Origin of the sequence: Amycolatopsis sp. NPDC004079, from assembly GCF_040610415.1 — a bacterium.
GTDB classification, from domain to species: Bacteria; Actinomycetota; Actinomycetes; order Mycobacteriales; family Pseudonocardiaceae; genus Amycolatopsis; species Amycolatopsis halotolerans.
In genome coordinates this window covers 1-13950 of the sequence record NZ_JBEXMH010000088.1, presented here as the reverse complement: position 1 = coordinate 13950, position 13950 = coordinate 1, and the positions used below count along the sequence as shown (strand labels likewise).

The 13950-nt window shown below is 69.3% G+C and carries 14 protein-coding genes; 5 read left to right on the top strand and 9 right to left on the bottom strand.

From position 1 onward, the window contains the following. Positions 1-415: 415 nt before the first annotated feature. The 9 genes from ABZX37_RS44470 to ABZX37_RS44430 form a co-directional block, all read right to left on the bottom strand. Positions 416-1441 (bottom strand): LysR family transcriptional regulator, encoded by a 1026-nt coding sequence (locus tag ABZX37_RS44470; RefSeq protein ID WP_354750305.1) that lies wholly within the window; start codon positions 1439-1441, stop codon positions 416-418. Positions 1442-1493: 52 nt separating this feature from the next. Continuing rightward, positions 1494-2564 (bottom strand): hypothetical protein, encoded by a 1071-nt coding sequence (locus tag ABZX37_RS44465; protein WP_354750303.1) that lies wholly within the window; start codon positions 2562-2564, stop codon positions 1494-1496. Positions 2565-2601: 37 nt separating this feature from the next. Continuing rightward, positions 2602-4302, bottom strand: a complete 1701-nt coding sequence (locus ABZX37_RS44460; protein ID WP_354750301.1) for an ABC transporter substrate-binding protein — start codon at positions 4300-4302, stop codon at positions 2602-2604. After that, positions 4299-5243 carry a LysR family transcriptional regulator gene (locus tag ABZX37_RS44455; protein ID WP_354750299.1) on the bottom strand — a complete coding sequence of 315 codons (945 nt, stop codon included), beginning with the start codon at positions 5241-5243 and terminating at the stop codon, positions 4299-4301. The genes ABZX37_RS44460 and ABZX37_RS44455 overlap by 4 nt, the downstream gene beginning before the upstream one ends. After that, positions 5236-6246: an oligopeptide/dipeptide ABC transporter ATP-binding protein gene (locus ABZX37_RS44450; RefSeq protein ID WP_354750297.1), complete on the bottom strand. Its 1011-nt coding sequence runs from the start codon at positions 6244-6246 to the stop codon at positions 5236-5238. The genes ABZX37_RS44455 and ABZX37_RS44450 overlap by 8 nt, the downstream gene beginning before the upstream one ends. Then, entirely contained in the window at positions 6246-7253 is a 1008-nt protein-coding gene (locus ABZX37_RS44445; RefSeq protein ID WP_354750295.1) for an ABC transporter ATP-binding protein, read from the bottom strand. Before ABZX37_RS44445 ends, ABZX37_RS44450 begins: the two co-directional genes overlap by 1 nt. Then, positions 7250-8215 carry an ABC transporter permease gene (locus ABZX37_RS44440; protein ID WP_354750293.1) on the bottom strand — a complete coding sequence of 322 codons (966 nt, stop codon included), beginning with the start codon at positions 8213-8215 and terminating at the stop codon, positions 7250-7252. The genes ABZX37_RS44445 and ABZX37_RS44440 overlap by 4 nt, the downstream gene beginning before the upstream one ends. Next, positions 8212-9252, bottom strand: coding sequence for an ABC transporter permease (locus tag ABZX37_RS44435; RefSeq protein WP_354750291.1), 1041 nt, complete (start codon positions 9250-9252; stop codon positions 8212-8214). Before ABZX37_RS44435 ends, ABZX37_RS44440 begins: the two co-directional genes overlap by 4 nt. Before the next feature lie 96 nt (positions 9253-9348). Beyond that, the gene (locus ABZX37_RS44430) at positions 9349-10308 is read right to left on the bottom strand and encodes a helix-turn-helix domain-containing protein (protein ID WP_354750289.1); all 960 of its coding nucleotides are present in this window, start codon (positions 10306-10308) and stop codon (positions 9349-9351) included. Positions 10309-10397: 89 nt separating this feature from the next. Here ABZX37_RS44430 and ABZX37_RS44425 point away from each other — a divergent pair, with 89 nt between their 5' ends. The 5 genes from ABZX37_RS44425 (at position 10398) to ABZX37_RS44405 (ending at position 13786) form a co-directional block, all read left to right on the top strand. After that, positions 10398-11084, top strand: a complete 687-nt coding sequence (locus tag ABZX37_RS44425) for a DJ-1/PfpI family protein (protein WP_354750287.1) — start codon at positions 10398-10400, stop codon at positions 11082-11084. Then, entirely contained in the window at positions 11081-11530 is a 450-nt protein-coding gene (locus ABZX37_RS44420) for a DUF2269 family protein (protein ID WP_354750285.1), read from the top strand. The genes ABZX37_RS44425 and ABZX37_RS44420 overlap by 4 nt, the downstream gene beginning before the upstream one ends. Beyond that, positions 11527-11781 (top strand): hypothetical protein, encoded by a 255-nt coding sequence (locus tag ABZX37_RS44415; RefSeq protein ID WP_354750283.1) that lies wholly within the window; start codon positions 11527-11529, stop codon positions 11779-11781. The genes ABZX37_RS44420 and ABZX37_RS44415 overlap by 4 nt, the downstream gene beginning before the upstream one ends. Positions 11782-11903: 122 nt before the next feature. Beyond that, positions 11904-13148, top strand: coding sequence for a histidine kinase (locus tag ABZX37_RS44410; RefSeq protein WP_354750281.1), 1245 nt, complete (start codon positions 11904-11906; stop codon positions 13146-13148). Further along, positions 13136-13786 (top strand): response regulator transcription factor, encoded by a 651-nt coding sequence (locus tag ABZX37_RS44405; RefSeq protein ID WP_354750279.1) that lies wholly within the window; start codon positions 13136-13138, stop codon positions 13784-13786. Before ABZX37_RS44410 ends, ABZX37_RS44405 begins: the two co-directional genes overlap by 13 nt. The last annotated feature ends 164 nt before the right edge of the window (positions 13787-13950 follow it).

The following is a 13950-nucleotide window of genomic DNA, read 5'->3' as shown; positions in this document are numbered from 1 at the left end:
GCGGCGGCGCTGATTCATCACCTTGTTGCTCTCCCCCTGTTGCAGCTCTCACGATTCGTGAGCATAGCGATAGCGGAGGGGCTTGAGGAAGCAGGTGAGGCGACTTAGCCCGTGGGCTAAGGTTGAAACGGCCGCTGTACTGCGGCTCGTCGGAGGAAACAACGCGGCGAAGACGTCTGGCATCGCCGGAAAACGCACGAGGGTGCATCATGGGGCTCATGTCATTCTTGGCCCCGCCTCGCATAGCCGGTGGTTTTGACACGAGCCGGGCGCGTTCCCGTTGTCTAAGCCAGGGCGTGTCGCAGCGGGCGATGCTACGACCTAATGTCGTGGTCGCGGCGGAAACTGCTCCCTACGAAGGTCGTTCGAAATCAAGACCTTCCAGTCGCCGACTACCGTTGGAAGCCCGGGTCAGTCACTGAAGCCGAAGCACCGCTTGCTCCACCGAAGCGCACCCCGGCTCGTCGATAGGCGGCAGGATATCCGCCGGATCCGCGCACACCCCGCGGATCACATCGGCCACCCGCAGCAGCAATCCAAGCCTCGGATGGTGCGGCGGCCAAGCGATCCCGATCTCCCGCGGTGACACGATCTCGCTCAGCGAGAACCGCGTGACGCCGGGATAGCGTTGCCCGAGCGCCAGTTGCGGCACGATCGAATACCCGACGTCCGCCGCGACCAGCGGTTCGACGACGTGGATCTTGTCGGTGTCGAAGACCCAGTTCGGCTCGATGCCCTGGCGGCGGAGCTCCGCGGCGACCTCCAGTTGTTCGCTCGTCAGGCACACCATCGGCAGGCCCCGCAGGTCCGCCGGCCGGATTCGGGGCACCGAGGCCAGCGGGGCGTTGCGGGGGGCCAGCAGGATGAACGGGTCGCTGAACAGTTCCAGGCCGTGTGCTTCCCCGCTTTGCAGGGGGAAGATGACGAACGCGATGTCGATTTCGCCGAAGCGCAGCAGCTCCTGCAGGCGGACGTCGTCGTCGACCTCGATGGGCTTGATGCGGCACGGGATGTGCTGCGTGCGCATCGCGGCCAGCACCAGCGGCATCACCCGCACCGCGACGCTCGAGAACACGCCGATCCGGACGGTCGGTTCGCGGCCGTCCCGCATGTCCTGGATGTGCCTCGTCGCGGTGCGGAGGATGACCTGCACTTGTTCGGCGGCGTTGACCAGCGCGATTCCGGCGTCGGTGAGCCGCACCTGGCGTTGTCCGGACATCCGGCGGACCAGCACGACGCCGAGCCGCCGTTCGATCGACGCGATGCGCTGGCTCACGGCGGGCTGGCTGCAGCCGAGCGCGACCGCCGCCGCCGCGAAGGAGCCCTCGTTGGCGACCGCGTACAGCGCTCTGAGCTGCAGCAGCGTGAGACGGCCGTTGTCGGACCAGATCGCGTCCAGCACCACCCGGCCGAGCCGGTTCCGTCGTTCCGCGCCGATCATGGGCTGGCCTCCTTGCCAGGTGGTGCCGGGACTCAGGGTTCCCGCATCGGTCTCATCGGGTCCCTCCGGCGAGGCAGAAGGCGGCGGCGAGATCGATCGTGCCGGCCAGGTCGGCCAGATCCGCGACTTCGCCGGAGCTGTGCATGTGCCGGATCGGGATGTTGATGACGCCGCACCGGATACCGGCGGCGACAGCTGCCATGGCGTCGGCGTCGGAGCCGCTCTCGTCGCCGTAGGCCTCGATGGTGTAAGGGATTTCGAGTTCTTTGGCCAGTCTGCGCAGACTGCGCGCCATGGGTTCGTCGGTGACGGCGCCGCGGCCGATGGCCGGACCGGAGCCGAGCCGGTGGTCGCCGGTTTTGTGTTCGATGCCGTCTTGCGGGATGTCGCTGGCGAAAGTGGTGTCGATCGCGAGCGCGAAGTTCGGGTTCGTCGCGTAGACGGCGCCCATCGCGCCGTGGTAACTCGTTTCCTCGCGCACGCTGGCGACCACGGAGATCTCGGCGGTGACCGACGCCGCGGCCGCCGCGCGAGCCGCTTCGAGCACGGCCAGCGCGCCGAGCCGGTTGTCCAGCGCCGGTGCGGCGATCCGGCCGTTGAGCAGGTCGACCGGGGACGCGCCGAACACCACCGGGTCGCCGACGGTGATCACCGATTGCGCGTCGGCTCGGCTGGTCGCGCCGATGTCGATCCACAGGTCGGCCATCTTGGGCGACGAGTCCTCGTCGTTCAAATGCGGCGGCGCGGTTCCGATCACGCCCGGCACCCGGCCGTCTTCGGCGAGGACCACGACGTGCTGGCCGTACAGGATCGCGGCGTCCCAGCAGCCGATGCTGACCGCCCACAGCCGTCCGGCGTCGTCGATGTGGCTGACGCTCAGCCCGATCTCGTCGATGTGCCCGATCAGCGTGATCCGCGGCGTGCTGCCCGGGTTCACCACGGCGTGCCCGCTGCCGAGCGGATCGACGTGCACGTCGGCGAATTCCCCCGCCAATTCTACCCAGGCGCGCACCGGTTCTTCCTCGTAGCCGGACGGCCCGCGCGCGGCGAGCAGCGGCAGGAGACGCCGGCGCAGCGTGGCGGCGTCGGGCGCGTAATGCGAGGAACCGTCGGGGTTCGGCATGCTGCTCCTTTTCTGGGGCGGGGATTTCGGGGAGAGGTCAGCGCAGCCAGGCGACACCGGGCAGGAATCCGAACTGGCCGCTGAACCGGTAATTGCCGAGCCGCGCCGAGGTGAAGTCAATCCATTTCGGCACGTACATCGACACCCACGGGGCCTGGTCGGTGACCGCTCGGTCCACTTCGGACCACAGCCTGTTCGCCGCGTCCGGGTCGGTGTTGGCCAGCCGCAGGGCTTCGGTCATCCGGGCGTCGATGGCCGGATCGCAGAAGCCGCCGATGTTCGGGCTCGCGTCCGAATTCGGCACGAACGCGGCGCACGAGGTGAGCACTTTCAGGAAATCGCTGGCCGCCGGATAATCCTGGGACCAGTCGGTCAAGGCGGCTTCGACGTGATTTCCGGAATTCTGGACGAAGGGGAACTGCAGTCCCTCGTCCATCGGTTTCAGTGTCGCACGGTACCCCAAATCGGTCAAGAGCGTCTGCATGTATTCGCCCATCGCGATATGCATCCGGTTGTTTCCGGGCACCACCGAAATTGCGGCTCCGGCGGTGCCGGATTCCGCGACCAGCCGTTTCGCTTTCGCGAGGTCGGGGCCGCGCCACGGGCCGCGGCCGTTCGGGGCGGGGTTGCTCGTCCACGGGCAGTACTGCTGGTATCCGGGAAGACTCGGCACCAGGACCTGGCACGTCGGGACGGCCAGCCCCGGCCCGCCCGCCTGCAGCACCGCCGAGTTGCGGTCGAACGCGTAATTCACCGCCTGTCTGGCCTTGAGGTTGTCGAACGGCGGAATCCGCGTGTTCAGCGCCCAATACCAGATGTGCCCGAGCTGGTCGATGTGCAATTGCCTCGGATGGTCGACGCTGACCTCGTTCAGCCGGTCCGGCGGAATCGAGTCGACCGCGAGATCGGCCTGGCCGTTGATCACGGCGGTGACCTGGTCGGTCGGTTCGAGGCCGAATTTCTGCACGATCTGGTCCGGATTCCCCTCCGGGGCGGTGAGCGGAGACCAGGAACGGAAGTACGGATTGCGTTTCAGCACGACGCGGTCGGTCGGATCGTAGCTCGCCCAGTAGTACGGTCCGGTCGAGCGCAGTTTCGACACGTCCGAACCGACGTCGACGGGCGGGGTGTCCGCGGGCAGGATCGACGCCAGCGGCTGGCCGAGCTGCTGCGGGAATTCGGGATCCGGTTCGGTCAGGGTGAAGACGATCTTGCTGGTCGTCTCGTCGATCGAGATGCCCTTCGACAGATCGCAGGTTTCCGGGGTGTCCAGGCATTCCTTCGCCCCGGCGAGGACGTCGAACTGCGAGGATGTCGTCGGCCCGTGCACCTTGAACATCCGCTCGAAGGACGCCTTGACGTCCGTCGGCCGGACCTCGCGGCCGTCGCTGAACCGGATCCCGGACCGCAGCGTGAACGTCCACTTGAGACCGCCGTCTGTCGGTTTCGGTATTTCGGTCACGAGGTCCGGTGCCACGTGCTGGCCGGTTTCCGGCCCGGACTTGGTGAACGCGGTGAGACCGTCGTAGGTCGCGGTGAAGAGCGTCCACGACGACGTCGAGAAATTGACCATCGGATCGGCCGTGCCGACGTTGCCCGACGACAGCATGACCTCGGTCCCGCCCTGGTGCCCGTGATCGCCGGGCGCGACGGACGTCAGGTCCAGCGTGTCGTCCACCGCGCATCCGCTCGCCCCGAGGAGCACCAAAGCCGCGAGTACCGCCGGCAGCCGTCTCATCGCGCCATCCCCTCGCCGTCGACCGGCGGCAGAATCTCCGCCGGGCGGGCGCACACCCGCTGGATGATGTCGATGACCCCGCGAATGAACGCGAGCCGCGGGTGATAGCGCCGCCAGGCGATGCCGACGGTCCGTGCCGGAACCGTGCCGGCGAGGGAAACCCTTCGTACGCCAGGCGTTCGGCCGCCGAGGGTGAGCCGGGGCACCGCGCCGTAGCCGAGGCCCGCGGCGACCATCGCCTCTACGGCGTGGTTGGTTTCCATCTCCAGCACCCAGTTCAGCTCCGCGCCCACAGACGCGGCCCAGGCCTCCATCGGGTCGCGCTGGCCGCGCAGGCCGATCAACGGGAGCCCGGCGAGCCGGCCGGGGGAGACCCGCTCCGCGCCGGCGGGCATGAGCAGCACGAACGGGTCGGTGAGGAGTTCCGCGGTGAGCAGCGCCGGGTCGGTGATCGGCAGTTTCACGAACGCGAGATCGACGTCCCCGTTGCGCACCAGCCGGGACACTTCCGTTTGCTGGTCCAGTTCGACCAATTCGATCCGGTAGTCGACCGGCTGCCGCCGCAGCGCCGCCATCATCGGCGGGATCACCCGCTCGCTGGCGCTGGTGAACAGGCCGATGCGGACGGTCGCGTTGAGGCCCTTGCGGATCGTCTCCACCTGGCTGACGGCGACCGAGAGGATCCCGCCGACCTGTTCCGCGGCGGCTACGAGGGTGTCGCCCGCCTCGGTCAGCGATACCCGGCGCTGCTGCCGGGACCGGTGCACCAGCAGGACCCCGAGCCCGCGCTCGAGACTCGCGACCCGCTGGCTCACCGCCGACTGGGTGCAGCCGAGTGCGGTCGCGGCCCCGGCGAACGAGCCGGTCGCGGAGATCGCGATGATCGCCGCGAGCTGCGGCAGTGTCGGACGGGCGGACTGGTCGGCGTCGGCGCTAGTCATCGCGAGCAGCCTTCGGTTCGGCCGGCACCACCTGGACCGCCGGCTCAAGCGGATGATGACAGGCGACTTCGTGACCAGCGTGTTCCCTGGTCAGCGCGGGTTCCGTGGTGCGGCAGACGGTAGTGGCGCGCGGGCAGCGCGGGTGGAACCGGCAGCCGCTCGGCGGCTCCAGCGGGCTGGGCACGTCCCCGGCCAGCGTGGTGTCCCGCCAGTCCGAGCCCGCCGCCGGATCCGGGATCGGCACCGATGCCAGCAGTGCCGCGGTATAGGGATGTTGCGGGGCCGCGAAGATCTCACCGACCGGTGCCTGTTCGACGATCCGCCCGAGATACATCACCGCGACCCGGTCGGAGGTGTGCCGGACGACGCCGAGGTCGTGCGCGATGAACACGTAAGTGAGCCCGAGCTGTTCCTTGAGATCGTCGAACAGGTTCAGGATCTGCGCCTGCACCGAAACGTCCAATGCGGACACTGGTTCGTCGGCGACGACCACGCGCGGCCGCAGCGCCAGCGCTCGTGCTATGACCGCGCGCTGCCGTTGCCCACCGGACAATTCGTGCGGGAACCGGTCGGCGAGTTCGGCGGAAAGCCCAGTCAGGACAAGGAGTTCCGCGATGTCCGCGCGGCTCGCCGGTTGACGGTGCACGCGCAGCGGTTCGGCGACCGAATCACCGATCCGGCGGCGTGGATTGAGGCTCGCGTACGGGTCCTGGAAAATCATCTGCACCGACCGGCGGACCGGACGCAGCCCGTGCCGGCCGGTCCGGCTGATCTCTGTGCCGTCGAAGGTGATCGACCCGCTGCTCGGCTGGTAGAGCCGGACGAGACAGCGGCCGAGGGTGGACTTGCCGCAGCCGGATTCGCCGACGAGACCGAGCGTTTCGCCGCGCCGCACGGACAGCGAGACCCCGTCGACGGCGCGCAGCCGCCCGGGGCGGCCCAGCCGATTTCTCCGTACCGGGAACCATTTGACCAGGTCTGTGGCGCTCAGCAGGTCAGACATCAGGCGGTTCTCTTCTCGTCCGGGCTCGACGCGTGCCGCAGCAGGCAGGCGTCGAGATGCTCCTGTGCCGAAGGCAGCAGAACCGGCCGCTGCTGGACGCAAACCGTTTCCGCGTCCGGACATCGCGGTGCGAACGCGCAGCCCAGTCCGATGTCGGCCGCCAGCGGAGGCAGGCCCTCGATGGAGGGCAGGCGAGCGGGCCGGGGCGCGTCCAGCCGGGGAATCGACCCGAGCAGCCCGACGGTGTACGGATGCTGCGGCCGGGCGAACAGCTGCGCGGTCGGCGCCTGCTCGACGATCCGCCCGGCGTACATCACCTGCACCCGCGACGCGATCCCGGCGAGCACGCCGAGGTCGTGCGTGATCAGGATGACGCTGGTGCCGGTGCGGGCGCTCAGGTCCCGGATGATGCGCAGGATCTGGGCCTGCACCGAGACGTCCAGCGCGGTGGTCGGCTCGTCGGCGATCAGGATGTCGGGTTCGCAGGACAGCGCCATCGCGATCATCACCCGCTGCCGCATGCCGCCGGAGAACTGGTGCGGATAGTCCCGCGCGCGGGCCCCCGGGCTCGGAATGCCGACCGTCTCGAGCAGTTCGACCGCGCGGCGGCGGGCGGCTCGCCTGCCGACGCGCTGGTGCTGGCGTATCTGTTCGGCGATCTGCCATCCCACGCGGTAGACCGGGTTCAGCGAGGTCATCGGGTCCTGGAAGATCATCGCGATCCTCTGGCCCCGGTAGTCGCGCATCCTCGTGGCGGGCAGGGCGAGGAGGTCCTGGCCGTCGAACAGCACCCGGCCGCTGACGACCGCGTTGCCGTCGCGGATCAGGCCGAGCAGCGCGAGCATCGAGACCGACTTGCCGGAGCCGGATTCGCCAACCACGCCGAGGGTTTCGCCCGCCCGGAGCTCGAACGACACGTCGTCCACCACCCGCACCAAGCCGCCGCGCGTGCGGAACTCCACGGTCAGGCCCTCTGCGGACAGGACTTTCGCGGGCAAGGTCGTCATCGCACTCGGATCCTCGGGTCAAGGGCGGCGTAACCGAGGTCGACCAGGAGGTTCACCAGCACGACGGTGAACGCGCCGTACAGCGTCACCGCCATCAGCACCGGCAGGTCGAATCGGCTCAGCGAGTGGAAGGTGAGGTTGCCGACCCCGGGCAGGCCGAACACCTGCTCGGTGAGCACCGCGGCCCCGCCGAGCATGGCCCCGAGGTCGAGGCCGAAGAGGCTGACGAACGGGATGAGCGAGTTCCGGAGCACGTGCCGCAGCAGCACCCTGGATTCGGAAAGCCCTTTCGCCCGCGCGGTGAGCACGAAGTCGGACCGGTCGACCTCGATCAGGTCGGCCCGCAGCACGCGCGCGTACAGCCCGGCGGTGCCGATCGCCAGCGTGATCCACGGGAACAGCAGTTGCTCGAACCACTTCAGCGGGTTGACGTTGATCGGCGTGTAGCCGAGTTCCGGCAGCCAGCTGAACAGGCTGTTGTGCCAGGAGCCCTGGGTGAGCATGTTCACGACGCCGCCCAGCCAGTACACCGGCAGCGACATGCCGACCAGGCCCAGGCCCATCAGCAGCGGATCGATCGCGCGGCCGCGGAAAACCGCGGCGAGCGTGCCCGCGCCGAGCGCGAGCAGCAGCCAGATCACCGCGGCCCCGGCGACCAGCGACAGCGTGACCGGAATCGTCTTGGCCACCCGGGAGAGCACCGGGCCGCGATCGGTGTACGAGACCAGGTCCCGGTCGATGACCAGGCGCTTCATCATGGCGAAGTACTGCTCCGGCAACGGTTTGTCGAGGCCGAAGTCGGCCCGGATCTGCTCGATCACCTGCGGGGTCGCCTGTTTGCCCGCGATCTGCCGCGCCGGGTCGACCCCCGGGGTCTTGAAGAAGATCAGGAACACCAGGATGCTGACCGCGATCAGCACCCCGGCCGCGGAGAACACGCGGCGCACGACGTAGGCGATCACCGGGCACGCATCCGCAGCTCGGCCTTCGGATCGAAGGCGTCCCGGATCGCGTCGCCGAGAATGTTCAGCACGCACACGGTGATCGCGAGCAGCGCGCCGGGCACGATCGCCATCAGCGGCCGGCTGCGCAGCAGTTGCGTGCCGTCCTCGATGATCGTGCCCCAGCTCGCGGCGGGCGGGTGCACGCCGATGCCGAGGAACGACAGCCCGGACTCCAGCAGCATCGCCGTCGCCACCATCAGCGGGAACAGCACGATCACCCGGGACAGCACGTTCGGCAGGATTTCCCGGCGGATGATGCGGCCGTGCCCGGCGCCGTAGGACGTCGCCGCGCCGACGTAGTCCGCGGCGCGCACGGACAGCACCGCGCCGCGCACCGGCCGGGCGACATAAGGCACGTAGACCACCCCGATAATCAGGACTGGCAGCGCGAGACTGCCCGAACTGACCCGGACGAAACCGAGGCTGATCCCGGACGCGAAGCTGATCGCGGAAATCGAGATCGCCAGCATCAGCACCGGGAACGCCCACACGACGTCCAGGATTCTGGACAGCACGCCGTCGACGACCCCGCCGACGTACCCGGCGATCAGCCCCACCACGAGGCCCCCGGCGCAGGCGACGAGACCGGCGAGCACCCCGATCACGAGGGTGTTCCGGCCGCCGTACAGGATCCGCGCGGCGACGTCGCGGCCGTCCCCGTCCGCGCCGAGCAGGAAATGCGCCTGGCCGGTCGGCCCGATCGGCAGCACGCCGACGCCTTGCGGCGCTGGTTGCAGCAGCGGCACCACGGTCCCGTCGTCGAGGACGGTGCTGCCGACCGGATCGGCCACGAACGGATCAGTGCCGGAGATGCGGCTGGCGTAGAGCGGCGCGAGCAAACACAGCACCACGATCACGGCGAGGACCGCCGCCGAGACCATGACCCGGGAATTGCCGAGCAGGGCCCGGAGGCCTCGCCGCCACGGCCCGCCGCCGGACTCCGGTTCTGCTCGCGGGCCGACGACCGCCGGCTGCGCGGGATGGGGCTCGGTCACCTGGCCACCCCCCTCGGATTCGCCGCCTGTGGGCAAAAGCTAGAGAAGGTTCACGTTTTTCGGCAAGAAGACCGGCATCGCATTCGATAAGACGGACTAATCAGCTGACCGATGCGTTCCCGGCCGGAACACTTTCCGGTAAGCGCCGGGTGTCACACCGACGACCTGGCCGAACTGGGAACGGAAGTTGCTCGTCGTGGGAAACCCGGTCTGCGCGGCGATCCGGTCGACGGTGTGCTCGGTGGTTTCGAGCAGTTCCTGCGCCTGCCGCAGGCGCACTCCGGCCACCCATTGCATGGGGCTTTGCCCGGTTTCTTCCTTGAACCGCCTGGTCAGCGTGCGGACGCTCAGCCCGGCCGCGTCGGCGATGTCCGCGAGCGCGAGGTTCCGGTACGCGTTTTCCTCGATCCACGCCACGACCTGGTCGAGCGTGGTCGGGCGGCTGGGCGCGCGGTTGCGGACGATGTATTGCGCCTGCCCGCCGGGCCGGTGCAATGGCGCGACGGCGAGGCGCGCGGCATCGGCCGCGACGGCGGTTCCGTAATCGTTCTGGACGATGTGCAGACACAGGTCAATTCCGGCGACGGCACCCGCGGAAGTGAGGATTTTCCCGTTGTCGGTGTAAAGCACGTCGGGATTCAATCGGACGGCGGGGTAGGTGCGCGCGAATTCGTCGGCGGCGAGCCAATGCGTTGTCGCGTCCCGGCCGTCGAGCAATCCCGCTTCGGCGAGCGTGAATGCCCCGACGCAGATCGACGCGATCCGCGTGCCGCGGTCGGCGGCGGCCCGCAGCGCGTCGAGGACGGCGGGCGGTGCGGGCGCCAGGGGGTTCTCCCGGCCGGGCACCACGATGAGGTCGGCGCGCTGGAGGGCGTCCAGGCCCTCGTCGATCGCCAGCCGCAGCGGGCCGGCGCTGATCGCACGCTCCGGACCGGCGACGACGGTCCGGTACCCCGGGCGGCCGTCCGGGAGCCGGACGCGCCCGAAGGTCTCGATGGGCGTGGCCAGATCGAAGGGGATCGCATCCGGGAGCGCGAGCACCGCTGTGGTGTACATCCCCGCAGGGTAAGGCATCTGCCGCGTGGCCAGATGTAGGCGTTATATGTCCAGGTAGCCATTGTGGAGCTCATCGCGGAGCCGTTTCGATGGACGAAAGCGTCCATCGAAAGGAACTGCCCGTGCTCCGTGCCCAGTTCGTGCTCTTCGACGGGTTCGACCCGCTCGACACCATCGCTCCGTTCGAGGTGTTGTCGGCCGGAAGCGACTTTCTCGGCGGCAAGTTCGCCGTGGAACTCGTGAGCGCGGACGGCCCCGGCGTCGTGCGCTCCGGCGTTCCCGGGCTCACCTTGACCGCGACCGCCGCGTTCGATCCGGACGCGCCCGGCTACGTCCTCGTCCCCGGAGCCGCCGGGCCGATGGAGGGCGACCCGGACGTCGAGACCATTCCGGTCCTGTTGTCGCGCTTCGCGTCCGGGGACGCGATGCCGTTGCTGCGGCGCGCATTCGACAATCCGGACAACACGGTCGTGACCATCTGCGGGGGTTCGCTCGCGCTGGCCATGGCCGGTCTGCTCGAAGGCCGCACCGCGACGACGCACGTGCTCGGCGTGGACCTGCTCGACGCCGCCGGAGTGAACGCCGTCCGCGCCAGGGTCGTGGACGACGGCGACTTGATCAGCGGCGGCGGCGTGACGTCGGGCCTCGACGTGGCTCTTTACGTGCTGGAGCGCGATTTTGGCTCGCACGCCGCGCGGGCTGTCGAGGAGCTTTTCGAATACGAACGGCGCGGCACGACCTGGAAATCCTCGCATTCCGTGAAGGGAAATTCGTGAACGCTTTTCTGCTGTCGGTTCATGTCTTGGCGGCCATTCTCGCCATCGGTCCGGTCGCCGTCGCCGCGAGCATGTTCCCCAGTGCCGCCCGGCTCGCGTCCGACGACCCGAAAAAGGCTGCCACATTGCAGGTTCTCCACCGTACGACTCGGGTCTACGCGGTGATCGGAGTGCTCGTCCCGGTCTTCGGTATCGCGACCGGCGCGCGGATGGGCGTGCTCGGCGATACCTGGTTGATTGTCTCGCTGATCCTGACCGTCGCCGCCGCCGGAATCCTGATCGCGATTATCCTGCCCGGCCAGAAACGCGTAGTCGACGCACTCGGGTCAGAGAAGCCAGTAGCCGTCCGCCTGGGAATGACGACCGGCGTCTTCAATCTGCTCTGGGCGGCGGTGGTCGTGCTGATGATCTACCGTCCCGGCTCGACGACGGGAGTCGGATTGTGAGCCCGCGACGGATTCTGGAAATCATCGGCGCGGTGGAATTGGCGACGCTGGTGCTGATGCTGGGGAATATCGTGACCGTGCATCAGCCGAAGATCTCGCAGGTGCTCGGTCCGGTGCACGGTTTGGCTTACACGGCAACGGTGATCGCCGCTGCCCTGGTCATGAGCGGGCGTCATCGGATATGGCTGCTGGCGCTGATTCCGGGAATCGGCGGGCTCCTCGCGGCACGGGCTGCTTCGCCCGCGGCCTGATCGACAACCACGCGCCTGACCGGTCAAGACCACCTCAAGCGCGACAGGTGGCACTAGGTTCACCATGTGATCGGGTACGGGCTTCATGGCACCGTCCTCCCGCGGTGCCTTAGCGTCATGCCATGACGATTCCAGCCGGACTGAGCCGCGCGGTCCTCCGGGCCCGGCGGGACACCGGCTTTCTCGCCGCCGGTGTGCTGCCGCACCTGGCGCTGGTGCCCGGGTGGGCCTGGGCGGCGGCGACCGCCGCCAGGACGGGGAACTGGCTCCTCGCGGTTTCCGTGCCGGCCGCTTTGGTCCTGCTCGGCTCCCCGGTCCTGACGGCCGTTCAGCGGGCTCGCTACCGGGTGCTCATCGGCGTGGGCGTCCCCCGAGCCGCCGCCGCGCCGGAACAATGGGCCTGGGCTTCGATCGCCCGTTGGCTCGCGGCGACGCGGCCTTGGCGCAAGATCGGCTACCACCTCCTGCTCGGCCCGTTGCTCGCGCTGCTGGAACTGCTGGTGCTCGCGGCGGCAGCGGCGGGCCTGGCGGGCGTCACCGCCTACGCCTGGGCATGGGCGCTGCCAACCGGAATCCGCCAGGACTGGTTCGGCTACCTGACCCAGCTGCCCGCCTACACCGCGGCCGGGCTCCTCCTCCTGTGTGCCCTGCCCTGGACCGCGCGGGCAGCGGCCCGAGCCGAGGCGCGGCTGGCGTCCGGCCTGCTCGGGCCTAGCCAGGCGCAGCGGCTCCAGGAGCGGGTCGATCAGCTTGCGGTGAGCCGGACCGACCTGATCGAGGCCGTCGACGCGGAACGCCGCCGGATCGAGCGCGACCTGCACGACGGCACCCAGCAGCGGTTGGTGTCGCTCGCGGTCAACCTGGGCCTGGCCATCGCCACCCGCCCGGACCTGCCGAGCGATGCCCGCGAGGTGATCGAGAAGGCGCACCTGGAGGCGAAGGACGCGATCGCCGAACTCGACGACCTGGTGCGGGGGCTGCACCCGGCCGTGCTCGAAGACCGGGGTCTGGACGCGGCCTTGTCCGGGCTGGCTGCCCGCACTCCCTTGCCGGTGCGGCTTCGGGTCAACCTGGAGGAACGGGTGGCACCCAAGGTGGAGTCAGTCGCGTATTTCGTGATCTCCGAGGCGCTGACTAATGCGACGAAGCACGCCAACGCGATGCGTGCGGAGGTGACAGTCCGTCAGGTCGGCGAGGTGCTGCGAGTGCGCGTTACCGACGACGGCCTGGGCGGTGCCGACGCCTCCTCCGGCACGGGGCTGACCGGGCTGGCCAAGCGGGTCGGTTCCCTGGACGGGGCCTTCCGCGTCAGCAGTCCCGTCGGCGGGCCCACCACGATCACCGCGGAGCTGCCGTGCGCGCGGTGATCGCCGAGGATTCGGTGTTGTTGCGGGTCGGCCTGATCAAGGTGCTGGAGGCGGGCGGGTTCGAGGTCGTCGCGGAAGCAGGCGACGCGGAGGGGCTGCTGGCGGCAGTGGAGGAACACCGGCCCGAACTCGCCTTGATCGACGTCCGGATGCCGCCCGGCTTCACCGACGAGGGCGTGCGGGCGGCGATGGAGATCCGCCGGCGCTGGCCGGGGACGCCGGTGGTGCTGCTTTCGCAGTACGTGGAGGAGCGGTACGCGGCCGACCTGCTGTCCGCCAACACCAGCGGCGTGGGCTACCTGCTCAAGCAACGGGTCGCCGATGTCGCCGACTTCGTGGCGGCGGTCCGGCGGGTGGCGGACGGGGGCACGGCCCTGGACCCGCAGGTCGTGGCCCAGCTGCTGCTGCGGCGCGACAGCGACCCGCTCGCACGGCTGACTCCCCGCGAACGGGAGGTGCTCGGCCTGATGGCCGAGGGGCGCTCCAACGCCGGTATCTCGCAGTCGCTGGTGGTCAGCGAGAGTGCCGTGGCCAAGCACATCAACAACATCTTCGCCAAGCTCGACCTGCCCGTGGTCGACGCGGACCACCGCCGAGTCCTGGCGGTGCTGCGGTTCCTTGGGGCGTCGCGGGCCTGACGCGCTGCGAGCGCGGAGTCGGATGGCGGCAGCGCCTGCGCCGGTCGGCTGGCCGGGTGCGCGACGTCGAGGTCCGTGAGGGGAACCCTGAGGAAACCGGCCAACTGCAGGGTGTCGCCGCTCTTCGGGGCGGTGGTGGCCAACGCGACCGGCGTGATTCCGGT

Excerpts from the sequence above, each read along its gene's own strand:
- ABZX37_RS44410 (WP_354750281.1), top strand. The coding sequence starts at position 11,904 with ATGACGATTCCAGCCGGACTGAGCCGCGCGGTCCTCCGGGCCCGGCGG.
- ABZX37_RS44455 (WP_354750299.1), bottom strand. The coding sequence starts at position 5,243 with ATGACTAGCGCCGACGCCGACCAGTCCGCCCGTCCGACACTGCCGCAG.
- ABZX37_RS44465 (WP_354750303.1), bottom strand. The coding sequence starts at position 2,564 with ATGCCGAACCCCGACGGTTCCTCGCATTACGCGCCCGACGCCGCCACG.
- ABZX37_RS44425 (WP_354750287.1), top strand. The coding sequence starts at position 10,398 with ATGGACGAAAGCGTCCATCGAAAGGAACTGCCCGTGCTCCGTGCCCAG.
- ABZX37_RS44460 (WP_354750301.1), bottom strand. The coding sequence starts at position 4,302 with ATGAGACGGCTGCCGGCGGTACTCGCGGCTTTGGTGCTCCTCGGGGCG.
- ABZX37_RS44470 (WP_354750305.1), bottom strand. The coding sequence starts at position 1,441 with ATGATCGGCGCGGAACGACGGAACCGGCTCGGCCGGGTGGTGCTGGAC.
- ABZX37_RS44445 (WP_354750295.1), bottom strand. The coding sequence starts at position 7,253 with ATGACGACCTTGCCCGCGAAAGTCCTGTCCGCAGAGGGCCTGACCGTG.
- ABZX37_RS44450 (WP_354750297.1), bottom strand. The coding sequence starts at position 6,246 with ATGTCTGACCTGCTGAGCGCCACAGACCTGGTCAAATGGTTCCCGGTA.
- ABZX37_RS44430 (WP_354750289.1), bottom strand. The coding sequence starts at position 10,308 with ATGTACACCACAGCGGTGCTCGCGCTCCCGGATGCGATCCCCTTCGAT.